The following is a 19,326-nucleotide window of genomic DNA, read 5'->3' as shown; positions in this document are numbered from 1 at the left end:
TGAAGAAGTTTGGCGCCTGGGAGATCGAGCGCCGCCCGCGCGGGCGGCGCTCGATCTCCCAGACAACAAACCTCTAAAACTGATAATCCACCTGCGCCAACAAGGTCCGGCCCGGCATCGGTTGCAGGAAGGTGTTGGTAGAGCCGGCCAGGCCACTGACGAAATTCAGCTCGTCGGTGACGTTGAGCATGCGCACCGTCACGCCCCATTGCGGCTGGCGGTAGTAAACGGCCAGGTCAAGGTTGTATTCGTCCGGCACTTTCACCGTCTTGCTCAGGTTCAGGTACCAACTGCTGGTCCACCACCCTGACAGCTCCACGCCAAACCCAGAATCGAAGCGGTAGTCGACATAGCCGCCTGCGTTGTATTCAGGGATCTGCACCGCATCGAATTTGCCGGATGGCCGCTGGTTGAGGCTGTTGTTGTCGCCGAATACCGTGCCGTTGTCGGGGATGAACCCGGCCGAGGCGAACCCGGCCTGGCTGGTGAACTCGTTGTAAGCGCTGATGCGGCTGAGGTTAAGGCCACCCCGCAGGTTCTGGTCCTGGTAGCGCAGCGTTGCCTCCCACCCTTTGACGATCAACCGGGCGATGTTGTTGTTGCTGTCCGGCGACTGGTCGCGGGCCTGCTTGTAGGCAGCCAGGGTGAGGAACAGCTGGTCGGGCACTGCCTCCACTTTCAAACCCACCTCATGCAACACGCTCAGGCTCTCGAAGGCCAGCGGGTTGAGCTGGTTGGCCCCGGTGCCGCTGCCCCAGCCCAGGCCGTTGGTGAAGAAGCCGGTGTTCACCGCCAGCGAGCGGTCGAAGGTGTAGTACAGCGTGCTGTTTTCCGTGGGTTTGACATAGGGGCTGACCTGCACCGAGAACAGCCGGTAGTTGTCCGAGTCCTTGCGTGGGTTGCCGCCGGGCAGCACGAAGGGGTTTTCGATACGGGCATCGATCCAGCTGCGGCTGGCGCCCACGTTCAGGCCCACGCGCTCGCCCAGCCGCAGGTTGTGCTGGCTGAACAGGGTCTTGGTGGTCCAGGTGCTGTCGGCGGTGTACGGCGCCACTGACTCGGCATACAGGCCATGCCCGGCCGGGTACATGGCCGGCAGGTTGAGCCAGCCGTAGTAGCTGGAGAACTGCGGCACGCCGGCTTGGCCGATCCACGCAGCGTTGCCGCCTGCGGGGTTGCGGCCGGTGAGCCCGAGCAGGTCACCGGGGTTTTTCAAGGTGGGGTCGAGGGTCAGGTCATAGGCGTTGATGGTGCTGCCAAAGCTGTTGTTGGCGGCGATCGACTCGTTGCGCTCGCGGCGATAGATCAGCCCGCTGTTGCTGTCATCGACCAGCGTCAGGTCGCCCAGCTGCCACTGGCCACGGGCGCGGAACTCGAAGCGGTTGTCGAAGATATCGTCCTTGCCTTGCACCTGAAACGCACCCACGGCGTCGGTTGTATCGGTGGAGTGCTGGTAAAAGGTGCTGTTGGCCAGGGTGATCGACGAGGTCAGGTCACCTTCGACGCGCAGTTGCGTGGTAAAGCGCCGTGAGCGGTTTTCGTCCTGTGCACGCTGGCCGGTTTGTGACGACAACGAGGTCAGGCCATTGCCTGTCAGCGACGGGTCGTAGACCCAGCCGCGCAGGCTGCCGGGGTTGGCCTGGGTATTGGGCGAGGCGCCCTGAAAGCTGCCGTCCACCACTGAGTACTGGCCCTGGGCATTGCGCTGGCGTTGCACCCACCCGAGCACCTGAGCGTCGGCTGCGCCCGAGGACAGCACCGGCGACCACAGGGTATTGCCGTTCTGGATGATCGGCGTGGCACGGCCGGCGTAGTACTTGCCGTGGTCGACCAAGTCCTGGGTGGCGCGGTTCCAGCCGTGGGTGATGTTGTAGTCGTAGTAGTCGTCATAGGCGGCATTCCAGTCCACCCGCACGTTGTCGTTGCGCCAGGCCAACGCGCCGTAGAAGGCGTCGAAGTTGTTCTCGACGTTGTCGTAGAAGTCCTCCTGGCGCTGGCGGGTGATGCTGACCCGGTAGGCCAGGTTGTCTGTGAGCGGGCCGGTGTGGTCGATGCTGAACTTGGTGGCATCGCGTGATTCGCCATCGGGGATCCAGCTGCCGATTTCGCCGCTGAGCTTGGTGCGGAATCGGTTGAAGTCGGGTTTCTTGCTCAGGTAGTTGACGTAGCCGCCACTGCCGCTGACCGATCCATAGGTCACCGACGATGGCCCGGCGACGATATCGGCGCCTTCGTAGGCGTTGAAGTTGGCGGGGTGGCGAACCCCGTAGGCGCGCTGGCCGTCCTGAAACACCTCGGTGTTCTGCCCGCGCATTTGCGGGGCGATCCCGGCGTTCTGGCCACCCCCTCGGGTGATGCCGGGGGCGTATTTGACCAGGTCGTCGGAACTGCGGATGGGGTCGTTGGCCAACTGTTCGGCGTTGATCTGGGTGACCGAGCGCGGGGTGTCGAGCACCTTGGCTTCCAGGCCGCCATAGATCGAGGCGGGCGGGCGAGTGGGCAGTGCGTCGTCGTCGGTCTGCTCGGCCTGCACGGTGACGGTTTGCAGCAGGGTATCTTCGGCGTGGGCCAATGACGTGCTGGTGGCCAGGATGGCCAGCGCCAGGGCGCTGGGCTGGAATTTTGGGTGGAGCAAGGTAACGCGGGGCATTGGCTGGGCCTCGTCCGATAGTAGGAATAGGGGAAAAACGAGGGCGCAGCCGCGCCTGCGGTTATAGGTTGATGCGGGGCGCTGACGCGGTTCCTGTGGGAGCGGGCATGCCCGCGAAGAATCCACCGCGGTGCATGGCCAGGGCTTTGCCCTGGTTCGCGGGCGCGCCCGCTCCCACAGAGAACGATGCCGGCCCAGAGATCAGGTTTTGAGCCACAAACGCTCGAATCGCCAGGTACTGAACAGCGACTGCTCCGCCTGCGCGCCACCCACGCGGGTGCTGACGCTGTCGAGCAGGTCGGCAAAGCCCCAGATCAGCATGCCGCCGCGCGCGTACTGGATGCGTTGCGCCCGGTGCACCAGCGCCTTGCGCTTTTCCAGGTCCGGTTGGGCCATGGCGGCGAGAAAGGCCTGGCTGAATTCGGGGTCGTTGAAGTGGGTCTTGTTGGCCACGGCAAACGGCGCGTCGGTATGAATCGCGCTGGCCAGGAACGGCGCGCCGATGCTGCCACCGGTGCTCAGGGTCCAGTCATCCCGTTGCGGACCCTGGAAGGTGGCCAGGTCAACCTGGCGCACGTTGATCGTCACGCCAATGCGCCGGGCCTGCTCGGCCAGCACCAGTGCCGAAGCCAGCCCCGGCCCGGCTGTGGTCACCAGCTCCACCTGCAACTGCTCATGGCCGGCTTCACGCAGCAACTGCGCTGCGCGCTGCGGGTCATAGGGGCGTGGGCCAATGCTGTGGTCGAAGGTGGGGTCGAAGGGTGCATACAGGTCATTGGCCACACGGCCCTGGCCATTCAGCGCACGGCGCACCAGCTCGTCACGGTCGGCCAGCAGGCGGAATGCCTCGCGTACTCGCGGGTCGTTGAACGGCGCCTTGGCGGTGTTCATGTCGAACGACAGCCAGTTGCCGCTCACCGACTTCAGCAGGCGCAACCGTGGGTCGGCCTGCAGCACCTGCAGGTGCTCGGTGGACATCACGTTGGCCATGTCGATCTGCCCGGCGCGCAGTGCCGCCAGGCGGCCGGTCTGGTCCTTGAAGTCGATGATCTCCAGTTCATCGGCGTAGGGCTTGCCGGGTTTGTAGTAGTTGTCGAAGCGGGTGAACAGCGAGCGCTGGCCCGGGGTGAAGCTTTTCAGTTTGTAAGGCCCGGCGCCGACCGGGTTAGTGACCGGGTGGTAGTCCACCGGCACGATGCCGCCGAAGTTGACCCAGGTCTCCGGCAGCGGCAGGTAGCTGCGGCCGTCGCGAAAGCTCAGGCGTACGGTGCGCTCGTCAAGCTTGACCAGGTTGTCGCGGTCCACCCAGTGCAGCAGCGCCGCATAGGGCGAGGCCAGCTGCGGGTCGGTGAGGCGGCGGATGGAAAAGATCAGGTCCTCGGCGTCGATGGTCTTGCCATGGTGGAACTCCAGCCCGGGCTTGAGGCGCAGGGTCCAGCTGCTGGCATCGGCGTTGGGCTCGGCGAACTCGGCCAGGGCCAGGCGCGGCTGCATCTGCTCGTCCCATTCCCACAGCTTGCTGTACAGCGCAAAGCCACGCACGATGCCGCTGCCGATGGGCTTGTGGGCGTCGAGGTTGCCGCTTTGGTTGCCGTCGATGATGCCTAAACGCAGGCGCCCGCCATGGCGCGGCTGGTCGGCTACGGCATGGCTTGGGCTGTCGGCGGGGCCGCAGCCGGCCAGCAAACCACCGGCCAGCACGCCAGCGTGGCCAAGGAAGCTGCGCCGGCTCAATGGGAAACCGTCCCTGGCCATGGCGTCAGGCTCCATTGCTGGCGTGCAGCTGCACGGGTTCGGTTGCCGGGCGGGCAAGGGCTGCGCGCTGCGCACGGAAGTGCGGCAGGATGTGCTCGCCGATGCGGTAGGCCTCTTCCAGGTGCGGGTAGCCGGCCAGGAAGAACAGGTCGATGCCGATGCCGTGGTACTCGTGGATGCGCGCTACCACGTTGGCGTAGCTGCCTACCAGCGCGCAGCCCGGCGGGATACCGATGTAGCCGAAGCCGGTCCACACATTGGGGTGGATGAAGAAGTCGTCGAAGGCCTGTTGCTCGTCCTTGTCGTTGTAGCCATGTTCGTAGCTCAGCTTGCGTGCCGTGCGCAGCCCTGCGTGGGCCGCGCGGGCCTTGACCGTGCCTTTGGCCACGCCTTCGTCGAAGAAGCGTTTGGCTTCGGCCAGCGCTGCCGCTTCAGTGTCGCGGGTGATCACGTCAATGGACAGGCCAAAACGGATATCGGTGCGCCCCCACTTCAACGCGCGGGCGCGAATGTCGTCGATCAGCGCAGCGATCTCGTCCGGGTGCTCGGCGCGCATCAGGTAGAAGTCGGCGTGCTTGGCGGCAAATTCCCGCGCTGCCACCGACGAGCCGGCCGTGCAGATCAGCGGCAGTTCGGCCTTTTTCAATGGGCCGCGAAGGCCGCCGCCTTCGGCACGGTAATAGGTGCCTTCGTAGTGGAACTGCTCGTTGTGCCAATAGCCGCGCACCACGTCCATGAATTCGGTGGCGCGAGCGTAGCGTTCGTCATGGCCCTCGAAGTCGCCGACCTGACGCTGGATGGCATCCGAGCCGCCGTTGATGATGTTCCACACCAGGCGGTTGCCGGTAGCGCGCTGGTAGGTCGCGGCCTGCTGCACGGCCACCCACGGGGTGTAGTGGTAGGGCTGGAACGCGGTGACGAACTTCAGCGTGCGCGTTTCCCGGGCCAGCAGTGAGCACACCGTCCACGGTTCTTCTCCGGTCGGCGCGTTGACCATCAGCGCGCCGCCGAAGCCGTTGATTTCCGCCGCGCGGGCGATCTGGCCGAGGTAGTCGATATAGGTGAAGTGATCACCTACGGCAAACCCCGACACCGCCCCGGTACTGGCCCCGCCCGCATGCCAGTCGCCGCGGTTGCGCGGGTCGCCGGGCAGGAACTGGGTTTCGCCGTGCAAGGGTAGGCGGGTGAAGAATTCGATGCTCATGGGGCGGCCTCCTTACTGGACGCTTGGGCTGCAATTGGGGGTGACTGGCTGGCCGCTGATGACCTGGCGGGCGAAGGGGATCGAGTCCTTCAGCGAGGCATTCACCGTTTCGCTGTGGCCCAGGCCCTTGTACAAGTGGCCCTGCACCACAGAGCCGGCCTTGCAGGCGTCCTGCATCAGCGCTACCTGGGTAGCGGCGGCGGGGGTCTTGTCCTCGGCACCGGTGCCGATGAAGATCGGCTGGGCCAGTTTCAGGGTCGGGTACGACACCTGTGCCAGCCATGGTTTGAGCTTGTCGCCCTTGTAGTCTTTCTTGGCATTGGCCGGGGTCAGGCCGGTGCCGACCACATCACTGACCAGCGATGACAGGCAGCTGGTACGTGCCTGCTCGAACAGCGGCAGGGCCTTGTCGGTATAGAAGTCGCGCGGGTCGATGCTCGGGTCATACTGTTGCGCAGCCAGCAGGGTGTAGAAGCCGTAAGCCAATGCCGGGTCGACTTTGTCCTGGTCCTGCTCGCCAACGTTTTTCGGGCCCACGGTATAGATCACGCCAGTGCCGATACTGCCCTTGACCCCTAGCTTGGGCGCATAAGTGGCCGCGTAGGCGCCAGCGGCAAACGCCCCGGCACCGCCCTGGGACTGGCCGATGATCAGCACCTTGTCGGCCAGCCCCGGTACGCCGGCCACCACAGCCTTGGCCGCATCGAGAATGCCGTAGGCGGCCATGCGGTTGTTCAGCAACGGGTGGCCGCCGGGGACGCCCAGGCCTTGGTAGTCGGTGGCAACGATGGCGTAGCCCTCTTCGAGCCAACGGTTGAGGTATTGCACGTCGCGGTAGCTGCGCCCGGCCCAGGATGGCGCGCAGATGTCGGCCACGCCGACCGTGCCATGGCCCCAGCTGGCAACCGGCCAACCGCCTGCCGGTGCCTTGCCTTTGGGGATGAACAGCGCGCCGGAAACCACAACCGGGGTCTTGCCGTCGATACCGTCCAGCGAGGTGTAGAGGATGCGTTGCGCACTGGCCGCACTGGGCAAGCTCAGGGCTTGTTCCAGCGGTTCGCTGCGCAGCAGTTTGCCGGGCGTGGCGGGGATGATCTTGGTCCAGGTGTAGAAGGCCGACACGCGGCCATCGCCCTGTTGCGGGTCGGGCTTGGGTGCGTAGGTTTCGGCGGCCACGGCACTCACGGACAGGGCCAGGGCGCTGAGGGCAAAGATGAGGGAAGCAGGCAGTTTCATGAGTCAGGGTCTCAAGGTTGATGGCTGAGTTGAGCGTTTGAGGACGGCCAGTCGTTGGCGGCTTGCTTGGTCGCCCAGAGGATGCGCACCCCGCGTTCGTCTTTTAGGGCGCTGGCTTCGTTGAGCAGCACGGCGGCATCCACTTTGCCGGCTGACATGGCAGCGGCGCCAAGCTGAGGGCATGACGCGAGGGATTGTTCATGTGCAGCTCCAGGCAAAGGTTCCTCAGGCCTGGAGCGAAATGCATGCCAGCCGGTTGAAAATGGCCTGCAGGGCTCGATTGGCGGGGCTTTCGGGGAGGGATTTCCTGTCGGTGAAGGGTTTGGCCTGCTGATCGGCGGGCAGGAGAGTGCTGGCGGGTTGCTGCTGCAGCAGCAGTCGGCTGCTGGAAAATCGAATATTCCTTATTCGAATATTCAAATACTAATTAATAATTTTTTGATCTAATTTGTTTCATGCACTATGGGCCTGCGCGTCAACTGCCAGGAATGCCCCCATGTCGCTGATCACCCACCCCAATGCCCGCGAGCTGACCAAGTCGGTACGTGCCACCGTGCTCGTGTTCAAGGACCCGCGCTCCCAGGAACTGCTCAGCCGTATCGAGCGCCTGGCGCCCAGCGAGGCCAATACCCTGATCATCGGCGAAACCGGCACCGGCAAGGAGCTGGTCGCCCGCCATATCCATCACCTCAGCCGCCGTGGGCGTGAGCCATTCGTGGCGGTGAACTGCGGTGCTTTTGCCGAAACCCTGGTGGAGAGCGAACTGTTCGGCCATGAGAAGGGCGCGTTCACCGGCGCCACCAGCAACAAGGCCGGCTGGTTCGAGGCGGCCAATGGCGGCACGTTGTTTCTCGACGAAATCGGTGACCTGCCATTGAACATGCAGGTGAAGTTGCTGCGGGTGCTGCAGGAGCGTGAAGTGGTGCGCCTGGGCTCACGCACGCCAATCCCGATCAACGTGCGGCTGGTGGCGGCAACCAACGTCAACCTGGCCGATGCGGTGGTGGCGGGGCATTTTCGCGAGGACCTGTTCTACCGCCTGCACGTCGCGACAATCCGGCTGCCGCCGCTGCGCGAGCGGCCGGGGGACATCCTGCCGTTGGCGGAGTTTTTCATCGAAGAGCATTGCCGACGGTTGGGTTACGAGCGCGCCTCGCTGAGTCCGGAGGCCGAGCGCAAACTGCTGGCGCATAGCTGGCCGGGCAACATTCGCGAGCTGGAGAACGCCATTCACCATGCGTTGCTGGTGTGTCGCTATCAGGTGGTGGCGCCGGCGGACCTGCACTTGGTGGACATGAGGCCGACGAGCCCGGCTGCAATCCAAAGCCATGTTCCGGTGGCACTTGCGCCGCCACCGGACCTGGAGAGTGCGTTGCTGGCATTGTTCGAGCAGAATGTCCCGAACCTGTACGAACACATAGAGGAGACGGTGTTTCGTGCCGCGTATCGGTACTGCCATGGGAACCAGCTGCAGACCGGCAGGCTGTTGAACATCAGTCGCAACATTGTCAGGGCGCGCCTAGAAAAGATCGGGGAGCTGACAAAAGCGTGAAAGCTGTTCAGTCTGTAGGTATCGAGTCGGAAAGATGAACGTAGCAATCTATCTGGTGGGCCGCCTTTACATCAGCTTGAGGGGAAGGCCCCGCTTGCTTGGCAATCACTTTCAGGCCCAGACCCTCACTGATGAAGTCACCAACCGAGTAGGTATTGAGCAGATAGCTGTACTCGGTGCGGTTGAGTGAAGCTGGCTTATGGGTTGTCCTGAATTTAATGGAGGAACGCACAGTCCAGTCGTCTGGGGCCGTCCTGTAATTCAGGGTGATGGTCGAGGCTGAAGGGATGTCGCTCATCGCAATTTTGCTGTAGCTGGCGACAACCGTTTTACTTGCCCTCTCGCCACTTCCCTCTGCTGGTAAATTAAGACCCTGGCTTGGTCCGGTACCGTTGTTCTCTTGCCAGAACATGATGACACCGCTCTGTTTTGGGGTGTTGTCGTTTCCCATGATGCGCACCTCGCGTTAAAGATTATGTGCCCTTAGGACCTGTCACCGCCTGTCTCGGCGTAGAGTCGTTGTATGGGCTTGAATCTAAAGCAGCCCAGGCGCTTGCGCACAATTGACAGGTCGGGCCACATTGCAGCCCGACCATCGCCCGCTTACTTGATAAAGCGCACCTGGCTGTTGATCTTCTCGATCACGGCCCCCTTGCGTTCGTTGAAGCGTGCCTTGTTCTGTTCGAACAGGTTGTTGCCCTTGGTATCGATCGAAATGATCAGCGGCCCGAACTCACGCACGCGGTTCACCCACAGCGTTTCCGGCATGCCCAGGTCCTGCCATTCTGCCCGCTCGATCTCTTCCACCTGAGTGGCTGCCAACACTGCGCAGCCGCCTGGAAACACCGCATGTACGGCCTTGTTCTCCAGACACCCGGTGGTGGTCTCCGGGCCCATACCGCCCTTGCCGACAATCAGCTTGACGCCGGTCTGCTCGATGAACTGCTTCTCGAACTTTTCCATGCGCATGCTGGTGGTCGGGCCAATGGACACCATCTCGAAGCTGCCATCGTCTTTCTTCCTGACAATGGGACCGGCGTGGAAAATGGCGCCGCCACGCAAGTCAACCGGAAGCTCGCGACCCAGCTCGATGAGACGCCGGTGTGCCACGTCACGGCAGGTCACCAGTTGGCCGGTGAGGTAGACCACATCGCCCACGTTGAGGCTGGCCAGGTCTTCGTCGCTGATCGGGGTGCTGAGGATCTTTTTCACAGTACTACCCCTTCGTGGGAGAGGATGTCGTAGGTCAGGTCGGCGTTGATGCGGATCTTGCCGCGTCGGTGGGCCCAGCAACCGGTGGACACAGCCACGCCGATGGTGGAGGGGTGACGGGCCGAGGACTCGATGTTCACGCCCATCACGCTGCTGTTACCGGTCAGGCCTTGCGGGCCGATGCCGATTTCGTTCAGGCCGTCTTCCAGCAGCTTTTCCATCATGGCCGCGCTTTCGTTGGGGTGGCAGGAATCCACTTCACGCAGAATGGCTTTCTTCGACAGGCGTGCTGCTGTTTCTACCGAGGTTGAAACCCCAACCCCCACCAGCAACGGCGGGCAGGCATTGACCCCGCGTGAGGTGATCACATCGAAGACGAACTCGGTCACCCCTTCATAGCCTTGACCCGGCATCAGCACCTTGGCCGAACCTGGCAAGGTGCAGCCGCCACCTGCCATGTACACATCGACGATGCAGTGATCGGCATCGGGGATGATTTCCCAGTCCAGCCACGGGATTTTCGAGCCGGTATTGGTGCCGGTGTTTTTCTCGATGAACGTTTCCACTGCGTTGTGGCGCAGCGGCCCCTGGATGGTGGCTTCCTTGGTGGCGTTCTCAAGGATGCCTTCCATCTCACCCAGCAGCGGGAAGCGTGCGCCGGCCGAGACGAAGTACTGGATCACGCCGGTGTCCTGGCAGCTGGGGCGGTTGAGTTTGTCGGCGTATTCCTGGTTGTCGGCCATCGAGTCGTACACGGCGATGGCCAGCGGGTTGGTTTCGGCAGCACGTAACTTGGCGGTCTTTTCCTTGACGTCTTTGGGCAGGCGCTTGCCGATATAGGCGGTGAACTTGGCCATCACGTCGGTAAGCGATGACACGGCGGTTTCTTTGTCCATGATTATTTCCTCACTGCATCACAAGGCGGATTCGTTCTTGCTGTTATCGAAAGGTCAGGGTATGGGTGTGTCGGCCTCCATGCGTGCAAGGGCAGGGTGCGGCGTAGCGGCTTGCGGTTCTGCCGGCAGCTGGCCGTCCAGGGCCTGCGCCATGCGCTGCTTGTCCAGCGCGCCCACCCAGTGGGCGATGGCCACCGTGCCGACGGCGTTGCCGATGGTGTTGGTGATGGCGCGGGCCTCGGACATGAAGCGGTCCACGCCCAACAGCAGCACCATGCCGGCCACGGGGATGTTGTCCATGGTCGCCAGTGTGGCGGCCAGGGTGATGAAGCCCGAACCGGTCACACCTGCCGAGCCTTTGGAGGTGAGCAGCAGCACGCCCAGCACGATCAGTTGGTCCATCAAGGTCAATGGTGTGTTGGTGGCCTGGGCGATGAAGATGGCGGCCATGGTGTAGTAGATGCACTGGCCGTCCGGGTTGAAGGTAAGGCCCGAGGGGATCACCAGGCCGACCACCGGTTTGGACACGCCGACCTTTTCCAGCTTGTTCATCAGTTGCGGCACCACCGACTCGGACGAGCTGGTGCCCAGTACCGTGAACAGCTCTTCCTTCAGGTACTTGAGGAACCTCCACAGGTTGAAACCGCACAGCCGGGCAATGGCGCCGAGCACGATCACCACGAACAGGAAGCAGGTCAGGTACATGGTCGCCATCAGCTTGCCCAGCGAGACGATCGAGCCCAGGCCGTACTTGCCGACGGTGAAGGCCATGGCGCCGCAGGCGGCCAGCGGGGCCACACGCATGATCATGCCGACGATGAAGAACATGCCGTGGGAAAAGGCTTCCAGCACATCCACCATCGGTTTGCCGCGCGGGCCGAGGTGGGAAAGGGCGATGCCGAACAGGGTGCTGAACAGCAGGATCGGCAGGATCTCGTTCTTGGCGAAGGCGTCGGTCACGCTGCCCGGGATCACATGCAGCATGAAGTCGATGAAGCCGCCACTGTTGCCGGCCGCCGCAGCGGTGTAAGTGGAGATGCTCTTGGCGTCGAGGGTGGCAGGGTCGACGTTCATGCCTTGGCCGGGCTGCACGATGTTGACCACCACCAGCCCAAGCACCAGGGCGAAGGTGGACAGCACTTCGAAGTAGATCAGCGCACGTACACCCACGCGGCCGAGTTCCTTCATGTTTTCCATCTTGGCGATGCCCAGCACCACCGTGGCGAAGATGATCGGGGCGAAGACCATCTTGATCAGTTTGATGAAGGCGTCACCGATGGGCTTCAAGTCCGCGCCAACCTGTGGCCAGAACACCCCGATCAGCACCCCGAGGGTTACGCCGATCAATACCTGTACATAAAGCTTGCCGAACAATCGCTTGGCCATTGCCGTCTCCGAATTATTGTTGTGAGTCGGATTTATCTGGCGGCCGGGCTGATCGTGGGGTGCAGGTCACACCTGGCCTTGGCGGCCGAAGAGCCCAGCGTTTTTGTGGTTAATCACGCAGGGCAAAAGGTAATGGTTTTTCAGAAATGCTGTAATACAATGAAATTCAACTCATTGTTTCCCTCAGGTTAATTATGAATCCGGTATCGGAGCTGGCGTTCTTCACCCAACTGATCAGGGTGGGCAGCCTGGCGGGCACCGCGCGCGAACTGAACCTGACCCCGCCAGCCGTCTCCAAGCGCCTGGCGCAACTGGAGCAGCGCCTGGGTGTGCGCTTGCTCAACCGCACCACGCGCAGCATCAGCCTTACCGCCGAAGGCGAGACCTACCTGGTGAATGCCCGGCGGATATTGGGTGAAATCGAGGAAATGGAGCGGCAGGTGTCCAGCAGCCGTGCCGAGCCGAAGGGGCTGTTGCGTGTCAATGCGCCGTTGGGGTTCGGGCGTACCCATGTAGGGCCGGCAGTCTCATCGTTTGCCAAACGTTTCCCGGAGGTGGAGGTGCAACTGCACCTGACCGACCGTCCCATCGCGTTGCCGAACGACGCCATCGATGTGGCCATCCGCTTTGGTGAACTGCCCGACTCACGCCTGATCGCCCGCAAGATCGCTGCCAACCGCCGCAGGTTGTGCGCTGCACCCAGCTATCTGGAAGCTCACGGCACCCCGCAAGCCCCCAAGGACCTGGCCAGCCACAACTGCATCGTGTTGCGCCAGAACGATGCCGCGTTCGGGATCTGGCGGCTCAGCCGTGGGAAGCATGGCGAGTCGGTGAAGGTGCATGGCAGTCTCAGCACCAACGATGGCGAAGTGGCGCTGAACTGGGCGCTGGACGGGCAGGGCATCCTGCTACGGGCCGAGTGGAACCTGGCCGATCACCTGCGCAGCGGGCGCCTGGTGGAGGTGCTGGGCGATTACCACACGCCGCCTGCGGACATCTATGCGGTGTATCTGGAGCGCTTGAACCTGTCGGCGAAGGTGTCGTGTTTTGTCGAGCATTTGCGGCAGTTCTTCCGACAGGGCGACAGCCAGTCGGCGTGGCAGTAGCGCCGCCGCACGCTGCGCTTTGGCACAGAGAAAAACGGCGCGCTCGCCCGGCACTTCGAAGGTGTTCTGTGCATCGCCAATACGTACCACCAATGTAGCGCACACCCCGGCCGCCGCCCAGTCCGGCCAGTGGCCCGCCTTGCAGGGTGTAGTCGACGCACACCGAGGCCAGGTGGCGCGGCACACGTACCGGCGCATTGCCCGCGCACCATCAAGGTGTTGTCGGTCCGGTTGTTGCCGGACACGTGGGTGTGCACGCCAGCGGTGTAGCTCACGGCTTCGGTAATGATCAACACAGCAAGACGTGAGGGGTACGAGGTATACAAGGTTTTATGAATCGAATACGATGCATTTTTAAGGTTTTTCTATTTTTGCACTGTATTCGATGCACTCAAGTATGAATGAATTAGGCAATCTGATAAAAAAACTGCGCAAGGAGGCCGGCCTGTCACAGGCGCAACTTGCCCAGCGGCATGGTATGAGCCGGGCGACCATCTCTGGCATCGAGAACAACACGATTCCCGAAGTCGGGATCCGCAAGGTCGCCGCAATCCTTGAGGGCCTGGGTTACGAGTTGACGGCAACGCCCAAGCGTCGGCGCAAGACCCTTGACGAGTTGAAGGCCGGGGGTATCCATGACCAGTCAGCGTGATCGTTTGTACATTGGCGCCAGCGGTGAGGCTGTCGGAACACTTGGCCGCAGCGAGGATAACCTGCGTGATTCGGTCTTTGTTTACAACGCGGCGGTCACTGAGGAACAGGCTGTTTCCCTGACCATGCCGGTGCGCCTCGAAAGCTACAAGTGGGAGTACGGCATACACCCACTGTTCGAAATGCATATCCCGGAAGGGCACCTCAAAGAGGAATTGATGCGCCGCTTCAGCAAGTCGGTGCGCGGTTTTGACGACTTTGCGCTGCTGGGTATCGTCGGTCCACACCAGCTAGGCCGCATCAGCATTGCCCAGCATGCCAGCGACCAGTCGCTACCGGGCATCAAGCTCGCCAACCTGCTGATTCACGACGGAGCCACAGACCTGTTCAATGACCTCTTGAGCACTTACGCGACCTATTCAGGGGTATCAGGTGTTCAACCCAAGGTGCTGGTGCGTGATACCGATGAAGTTGGAGCCGAAGTTGGCCGGTTCACCCATCGAGGTGCTACGCACTTGGTGAAGGCATTCAATGAAGCAGAGTTCCCGCAGTTGGCCGCCAACGAGTTTTTCTGCATGCGGGCGGCCCTTCACTGTGGCCTTGAGGTACCGGAATTTCAACTGAGCCAGCATGGGCAGTTTCTGGTTGTGAGACGCTTCGACATCGGCAGCGACAGCTACCTCGGGTTTGAAGACATGTGTGTGCTTTCCGGGTGGGGGACGCGCAAGAAGTACGACGGCAGTTACCAAGGCTGCGCGCAACTGATCAAACTTTATGTCACCCCCGGCCGGGTACCGGACGCGCTGGAAAGCTTCTTCACGCTGGTAGCGCTTTGTGCGGGCATTCAGAACGGCGATGCTCACTTGAAGAACTTCGGCCTGCTGTACGAGAACTGTGCGGAAGATGCCGACATCCGGCTTGCACCCGCTTACGATTTGGTGACCACGACGGTGTACAACAGCCACGATATCATGGGGCTGTTGCTGGGTGGCTCCAAGGCCTGGCCCAAACGCAAGATGCTGGTGCAGTTCGGGCGCACCGCCTGCAACCTTACGCAATCGCGCTGCGATGAGTTGCTCAACAGAGTCGAAGTCGGCATCAACCGTGCGATGGCGGAGTTATCAGATTATCGCAACAGCCATTCGGCATTTGAGCGCATAGGGGAGAAGATGGCCGCTGCGTGGGCCCAGGGCATGAACAGAAGTATTGTGGCCTAGGGTTTCCGACCTGGCCACGCGTTATACTCCGCGCCATTTTGCCAATGGCCGGAGTACGCTATGCGCCAGGTTTTGCTCATCGTCGATGTCCAGTCCACCTTTAGCCCGCCCGAGTGGCTGGTCGATGGTTTGCGGCGGTTGTCAGCGAATATCCCTACCATTGCTTCGGTCGAGTTGCATGACGAACAGGTCACACCGTTCGAGCGGCAACTCGGCTGGCACCCGGCGGCTGAGGACGAGAGCCTGGTCGAGGCCGACCAAGTCTTTATCAAGCATGGCTACGGGCAGAGCGTCGAAGCTATCGAGTACATTCGGCAGCTGGGTGTAGAGCGGGTGCTGGTGTGCGGGCTGCAGACCGAAACCTGCGTGCTGGCCGCTGGCTTTGCCCTGTTCGATGCGGGGCTGACGCCTACCCTGGTGACGGACATGACCGTAGGCTCTTCGCTGGACCGTTCTGGCAAGCTGGGCATCGCGTTGTGGCAGCATCACTTCCGTCAAGTCACTACCTCGGTAGAGGTACTGGCCGAACTGGCCGGACAGACCTGACGCATGTAGTCACTTTGCCGTCATCTGGCGCCTCGAGCTCCCGGGCCAGGTCAATGTGCTGGCGATTCCCAAACCTGTGAAGTTGCAGGATGGCAACGTCGACTACAGCGCCCGCTACAGTACGTGGTATCGAAATTGCCCAGCCTCAAGCGGAGGTGGCGCGCTCGGCTGCATCTGCTCCGCGCGCCGGGTTCTGCCTGTTCTTGCGGTTGAATAGAAGGCGCAACAGGGTGTTCCAGCAGTAGGCCACCAGCACCCCGCCGGCCAGTGCCAGGGTTACCTCGAACAGCGGGTGATTGAAAATACGGTCTGCCAGCGACAGGAACTGGAAATGTGTCAGGTAGATATACAAGGTTGACGAGGCAATCACCGCACCTGCCCGTGCCACCAGGGCAGGCACTGGCACCGAGCGCACCCAGATCAGGGCCAGCATCGCCGGCAGCGCGATATCGATATAGCGCGAGAATGCCTGCCAGCCCACGCCGGCAATCGCCATCAGGTCCAGCTCGCCGACCACCAGCACCGCTACCGCGCTGGCCACCCATTTACGCGCGGTAGTGTCGGCATGGTGCACAGCCATGCCCAACACCATGACGGCCAGGAAATGCTGTGGTACCCGGTTGAACAGCGCACCGGCGTCGAACACGAAGCGGCTGACCAGCACATCCACTGCCACCAGCGCACAGGTCGCAATGATCAGGCAGCGGAACGGGTCGGCGAGGACCACCTGGCGCACACGCCGGATCGACAACACCAGGCCGATGATCAGGATCATCTGCACCAGCACTTCGATGTACCAGTAATTGAACACACTGACCTCGCTGGCCGGGAACCAGTTGGAAACCAACAGCAGCGATTGCCAGTGCAGGTGGTCGAATACCAGCTGGATCAGCGCGGTGTACAGCACCGTTGGCACCACGATGGCTGCCAGCGACCTGAGCAGTGTGCGCGCATCGCCACGTTCTTCGATGGCCTTGAGCTGGAATCGCGCCAGGCTGATGCCGGAAACCAGGAACAGCACCGACGTTTCGCCCACGATCAGCCAGTGGTCGAACGCGCTCAGGTGGCCGACCACGATCAGGATGATGGCGAGCATGCGCACGAACACCGGCATTTCCATCACCCGCCAAGGGCCCTTGGGCGGTGCGCTCAGCTCGGCCAGCTGGTTCACCGGCAGGGTTTCCCAACGTTCAGGGAGGTGACCGATCAGCTCCTCCAGCACGCGTGAAGCCTGCACGAACGACAGTGAATCGCCGCCCAGTTCGACGAAACTCAACCTGGCGTCCAGGCGTGGCACCTGGAGGATGCGCGCCCAGGCGGTGCTCAGCTTTTCCGCCAGTGGGGACAGGAGCACGTTGGCACTGTCGTCAAAGGGCGCAGGCAGTGCACGTTTGTCGAGCTTGCCGTTTGGGGTGAGCGGCAGGGCATCGAGGAACACGAAAAGCGCCGGCACCATGTAGTCTGGCAGTTGGCCCCTGAGCGCCTGGCGCAGTTCATCGGCGATGGTGGGCTTGCGGCTGACGCAATAGGCAACCAGCCGGGTCGAGGCGCTGTCGTGGTTAGCCACGACCACGCATTGCCCGATGTGCGGGTGGCGGGTGATGGCGTTTTCGATTTCCGCCAGCTCGATGCGATGGCCGCGGATTTTCACCTGGCTGTCGCCGCGTCCCAGAAAACGGGCGCTGCCATCGACCAGGTAGGTGCCCAGGTCACCCGTGCGGTAGCAGCGGTCGCTTGGGTCGCCGGTGAACGGGTTGGCGACGAACTTGGCCTCGGTCAGTGCCGGGTCGCCCCAGTAGCCTTGGGACAGGTAGGGGCTGCGGATCAGGATTTCGCCCGTTTCCCCTTCGCTGACCAACTGGTTGGCCGGGTTGACCACCAGCAACTGTGCATTGGCGATGCCCTTGCCCAACGGGACACGCGCATTGTCGGCGTGCGGGTCAAGCGTATGGAAGGCCATTGCTTGTGGTGTTTCGGTGGTGCCATAGAAGTTCACACTGACGGCGTTGGGCGCAATGGCACGCATCTGCTGGTACAGCGCCGGGCTGAGCGCATCGCCGCCCCAGAACAGGTAGCGCAGCCGGTCGAGCACCTGGCCATTCAGGTGTGCGCCGGTTTCGATCAGCTTGCCCAGTGGCGGGGTGAGGTGGATCACGCTCACGTTGTGCTGATGAATCCAGCTGGCCAGCCGGGACGGGTCGGTCAGGGTTGGCTGGGCAGGGCAGGCGATGGTCGCGCCGATCGACAGAGGCGTGAACACGTCGCGGTACACCGGGTCGTGGCCCAGGCCGGAAAGCAGGGAGAAGGTGTCGGCCTGGCTGAAGCCATGCTGGCTTACATGCCAGTCGATGAAGTGCACCAGCGGCGCGTGGTGGGTGACGATGCCCTTGGGTTCACCGGTGCTGCCCGAGGTGAAGGTGATGTAGGCGGGGTGTTCGGGGGTTACGGCGGGCAGCGCCACAGGCAGGTTGGGGAAGGCTTGCAGTGCGTCAGCGGGGGCTTGCGGCACCGTAACGACAAGCGGGCAGTCGGTGTCGACAGTTGCCTCGTCACAGCGCAGGACCACGGCCGGCCCCAATGTGCGGACGATCTGCGCAATGCGCGCAGGCGGGTAGGCGGCGTCGGCCACGGTAAAGGCCAGGCCTGCGCGCAGGCAGCCGAGCATGGCGTAGACCAGGGCGGCGCAGCGGCTGGCGACGATGACCACACGATCGGTGCCGCTGGCAGCGTTTTCTACCAGATAGGCGGCAATGCCCTGACTGATCTGCGCGAGCTGGGCATAGCTGCAGATGGTGTGCTGGGCATGAATGGCGATGGCATCCGGGCAGCGACCGGCCTGTTCGAGGAAGGCGTGGTGAATGGGCTGCTCGGCACGGTACTCCAGGCACAGCGTCGGGTTCGGGCGCAGGTCCGGCATGATGGGTAAGGGCTCCGCATGAACGTTGGGGCTGGCTGGTAGCACAACGCTAGTGCACGGTGGCCGGTGGCGCCAATCCGAGTGGCTGCTGCGCGATAGCCGGGTGCGCACCCTGTAGGAGCGGGTTCACCCACGAACACCGACGAAGCCGGAGCCATGCCCGCGCTGTGTTTTTGATCGCCCAAAAGCTCAATCCCAGACGTTTCCTACAAGGAATTAGGACGCCCCATGAACCTCCGGCAAGCGATTCCTCGTTAGTGTTCAGGGACCATCACGGTCCCTTTCATTGCGAGGTCGTTTTTGACAATCAGCCAGCGAATTGCCATTGCGACAGCCGAAGCCGGGCTCCCTTCCGACCAGTGCATGGCCTGTGAACGCCAAGGCCTGCCGATCCTGCCCCTGCGCCGCGCCCTGGTGCCGGACACACGCCCGCAGGGCCTCAGCACCGTGGCCGGCAGCCTGCATGTCTCGGCGAAGCTGGGGGTGCGCACCTTGCGCATGGGCTACCTGTACGTGCTGCTCGACCAGCAGGTCTGGCATGCCTACGAAGTGAGCGAGCAGGGCCACCTGCGCCGCTTCAACCCCTACGAGCCGTCGGAGGGCCTCCCCGCATCACTGCCCGAAAAATGCGTGAATGAAAACCACGACATTCCTTCGTCCTTCCTCAATATCGACACCGACCGCTATGGCAGCGCCTGGCTGGCCTTCTCCAGCGACCCTTGGCCGGTCAGCGTGTTGAATGCCTACAAGAAGGGCCAGGCGCCTGCCCATCGCTTCGAAGGGGTGGACCTGACTCAGGCGCGCAACGACCCCGAGTTGCTGGGCATCGCCATGACGCCCGACAACCTGCGGGTCGACAAGGAAGTGTTCGAGTACGCGCAGCATGGGTGTTCGCCATTCGACAGTGCGCATGGCTTCCACACCCGCTGGTTGCGAAGGTTTGCCCTGAAGGGATACCTGGTCAACGCGATGAACCGGCACACGCTGGAGAAGGGTGT

At 62.6% G+C, this 19,326-nt stretch carries 15 protein-coding genes and 1 pseudogene; 6 read left to right on the top strand and 10 right to left on the bottom strand.

The window, feature by feature from the left end; genetic code table 11:
• Positions 1–73: 73 nt before the first annotated feature.
• The 5 genes and pseudogenes from D906_RS21850 to D906_RS21825 all read right to left on the bottom strand — a co-directional run.
• Positions 74–2,650: a TonB-dependent receptor plug domain-containing protein gene (locus tag D906_RS21850; RefSeq protein ID WP_033694724.1), complete on the bottom strand. Its 2,577-nt coding sequence runs from the start codon at positions 2,648–2,650 to the stop codon at positions 74–76.
• Between the two features lie 201 nt (positions 2,651–2,851).
• Positions 2,852–4,405 carry an ABC transporter substrate-binding protein gene (locus tag D906_RS21840; RefSeq protein ID WP_027615706.1) on the bottom strand — a complete coding sequence of 518 codons (1,554 nt, stop codon included), beginning with the start codon at positions 4,403–4,405 and terminating at the stop codon, positions 2,852–2,854.
• A 4-nt stretch (positions 4,406–4,409) separates the two neighbouring features.
• Positions 4,410–5,609, bottom strand: coding sequence for an LLM class flavin-dependent oxidoreductase (locus D906_RS21835; protein WP_025754351.1), 1,200 nt, complete (start codon positions 5,607–5,609; stop codon positions 4,410–4,412).
• A 12-nt stretch (positions 5,610–5,621) separates the two neighbouring features.
• Positions 5,622–6,845 carry a lipase family protein gene (locus D906_RS21830; protein ID WP_019097984.1) on the bottom strand — a complete coding sequence of 408 codons (1,224 nt, stop codon included), beginning with the start codon at positions 6,843–6,845 and terminating at the stop codon, positions 5,622–5,624.
• A gap of 47 nt (positions 6,846–6,892) precedes the next feature.
• Positions 6,893–7,024, bottom strand: a pseudogene (locus D906_RS21825) (nitrate ABC transporter substrate-binding protein); the annotation flags it as partial.
• Positions 7,025–7,341: 317 nt separating this feature from the next.
• On the opposite strand from D906_RS21825, the gene D906_RS21820 reads away from it, so the two are divergent.
• On the top strand, positions 7,342–8,397 hold the full coding sequence (locus D906_RS21820) for a sigma-54-dependent Fis family transcriptional regulator (protein ID WP_019097986.1): 1,056 nt from the start codon (positions 7,342–7,344) through the stop codon (positions 8,395–8,397).
• A 7-nt stretch (positions 8,398–8,404) separates the two neighbouring features.
• Here the strand turns inward: D906_RS21820 and D906_RS21815 are convergent, their stop codons facing one another.
• The 4 genes from D906_RS21815 to D906_RS21800 form a co-directional block, all read right to left on the bottom strand.
• On the bottom strand, positions 8,405–8,848 hold the full coding sequence (locus D906_RS21815; protein ID WP_025754349.1) for a hypothetical protein: 444 nt from the start codon (positions 8,846–8,848) through the stop codon (positions 8,405–8,407).
• A 152-nt stretch (positions 8,849–9,000) separates the two neighbouring features.
• Positions 9,001–9,609: a L(+)-tartrate dehydratase subunit beta gene (gene ttdB / locus D906_RS21810; RefSeq protein ID WP_019097988.1), complete on the bottom strand. Its 609-nt coding sequence runs from the start codon at positions 9,607–9,609 to the stop codon at positions 9,001–9,003.
• On the bottom strand, positions 9,606–10,505 hold the full coding sequence (gene ttdA, locus D906_RS21805; protein ID WP_025754348.1) for a L(+)-tartrate dehydratase subunit alpha: 900 nt from the start codon (positions 10,503–10,505) through the stop codon (positions 9,606–9,608). Before ttdA ends, ttdB begins: the two co-directional genes overlap by 4 nt.
• Before the next feature lie 54 nt (positions 10,506–10,559).
• Positions 10,560–11,891 carry a dicarboxylate/amino acid:cation symporter gene (locus D906_RS21800; protein WP_019097990.1) on the bottom strand — a complete coding sequence of 444 codons (1,332 nt, stop codon included), beginning with the start codon at positions 11,889–11,891 and terminating at the stop codon, positions 10,560–10,562.
• A 194-nt stretch (positions 11,892–12,085) separates the two neighbouring features.
• Here D906_RS21800 and D906_RS21795 point away from each other — a divergent pair, with 194 nt between their 5' ends.
• The 4 genes from D906_RS21795 (at position 12,086) to D906_RS21780 (ending at position 15,411) form a co-directional block, all read left to right on the top strand.
• Entirely contained in the window at positions 12,086–12,997 is a 912-nt protein-coding gene (locus D906_RS21795) for a LysR substrate-binding domain-containing protein (protein WP_019097991.1), read from the top strand.
• A 397-nt stretch (positions 12,998–13,394) separates the two neighbouring features.
• Complete coding sequence (locus D906_RS21790) at positions 13,395–13,649, top strand: helix-turn-helix transcriptional regulator (RefSeq protein WP_019097992.1); 255 nt, start codon at positions 13,395–13,397, stop codon at positions 13,647–13,649.
• Positions 13,633–14,865 (top strand): type II toxin-antitoxin system HipA family toxin, encoded by a 1,233-nt coding sequence (locus D906_RS21785; RefSeq protein ID WP_025754347.1) that lies wholly within the window; start codon positions 13,633–13,635, stop codon positions 14,863–14,865. Before D906_RS21790 ends, D906_RS21785 begins: the two co-directional genes overlap by 17 nt.
• A gap of 60 nt (positions 14,866–14,925) precedes the next feature.
• Positions 14,926–15,411 (top strand): isochorismatase family protein, encoded by a 486-nt coding sequence (locus D906_RS21780; RefSeq protein ID WP_019097994.1) that lies wholly within the window; start codon positions 14,926–14,928, stop codon positions 15,409–15,411.
• A 145-nt stretch (positions 15,412–15,556) separates the two neighbouring features.
• On the opposite strand, the gene D906_RS21775 is transcribed toward D906_RS21780, so the two are convergent.
• A complete protein-coding gene (locus D906_RS21775) occupies positions 15,557–18,328 on the bottom strand; it encodes an amino acid adenylation domain-containing protein (protein ID WP_019097995.1) in 2,772 nt (923 codons plus the stop codon).
• A gap of 300 nt (positions 18,329–18,628) precedes the next feature.
• On the opposite strand from D906_RS21775, the gene D906_RS21770 reads away from it, so the two are divergent.
• Positions 18,629–19,326, top strand: a 698-nt coding sequence (locus D906_RS21770; RefSeq protein WP_305888497.1) for a T6SS effector BTH_I2691 family protein, incomplete at its 3' end; no start/stop codon positions are given.

The sequence above is a fragment of the Pseudomonas sp. LAIL14HWK12:I1 genome (assembly GCF_003202095.1).
GTDB classification, from domain to species: Bacteria; Pseudomonadota; Gammaproteobacteria; order Pseudomonadales; family Pseudomonadaceae; genus Aquipseudomonas; species Aquipseudomonas monteilii.
This window is presented reverse-complemented; position numbering and strand designations above follow the sequence as displayed.

Bases quoted from the DNA above. Each gene is read 5' to 3' on its own strand.
- D906_RS21775 (WP_019097995.1), bottom strand. From the start codon at position 18,328: ATGCCGGACCTGCGCCCGAACCCGACGCTGTGCCTGGAGTACCGTGCC.
- D906_RS21800 (WP_019097990.1), bottom strand. From the start codon at position 11,891: ATGGCCAAGCGATTGTTCGGCAAGCTTTATGTACAGGTATTGATCGGC.
- D906_RS21790 (WP_019097992.1), top strand. From the start codon at position 13,395: ATGAATGAATTAGGCAATCTGATAAAAAAACTGCGCAAGGAGGCCGGC.
- D906_RS21835 (WP_025754351.1), bottom strand. From the start codon at position 5,609: ATGAGCATCGAATTCTTCACCCGCCTACCCTTGCACGGCGAAACCCAG.
- D906_RS21815 (WP_025754349.1), bottom strand. From the start codon at position 8,848: ATGGGAAACGACAACACCCCAAAACAGAGCGGTGTCATCATGTTCTGG.
- D906_RS21850 (WP_033694724.1), bottom strand. From the start codon at position 2,650: ATGCCCCGCGTTACCTTGCTCCACCCAAAATTCCAGCCCAGCGCCCTG.
- D906_RS21795 (WP_019097991.1), top strand. From the start codon at position 12,086: ATGAATCCGGTATCGGAGCTGGCGTTCTTCACCCAACTGATCAGGGTG.
- ttdA (WP_025754348.1), bottom strand. From the start codon at position 10,505: ATGGACAAAGAAACCGCCGTGTCATCGCTTACCGACGTGATGGCCAAG.
- D906_RS21840 (WP_027615706.1), bottom strand. From the start codon at position 4,405: ATGGCCAGGGACGGTTTCCCATTGAGCCGGCGCAGCTTCCTTGGCCAC.
- D906_RS21785 (WP_025754347.1), top strand. From the start codon at position 13,633: ATGACCAGTCAGCGTGATCGTTTGTACATTGGCGCCAGCGGTGAGGCT.
- D906_RS21780 (WP_019097994.1), top strand. From the start codon at position 14,926: ATGCGCCAGGTTTTGCTCATCGTCGATGTCCAGTCCACCTTTAGCCCG.
- D906_RS21830 (WP_019097984.1), bottom strand. From the start codon at position 6,845: ATGAAACTGCCTGCTTCCCTCATCTTTGCCCTCAGCGCCCTGGCCCTG.
- D906_RS21820 (WP_019097986.1), top strand. From the start codon at position 7,342: ATGTCGCTGATCACCCACCCCAATGCCCGCGAGCTGACCAAGTCGGTA.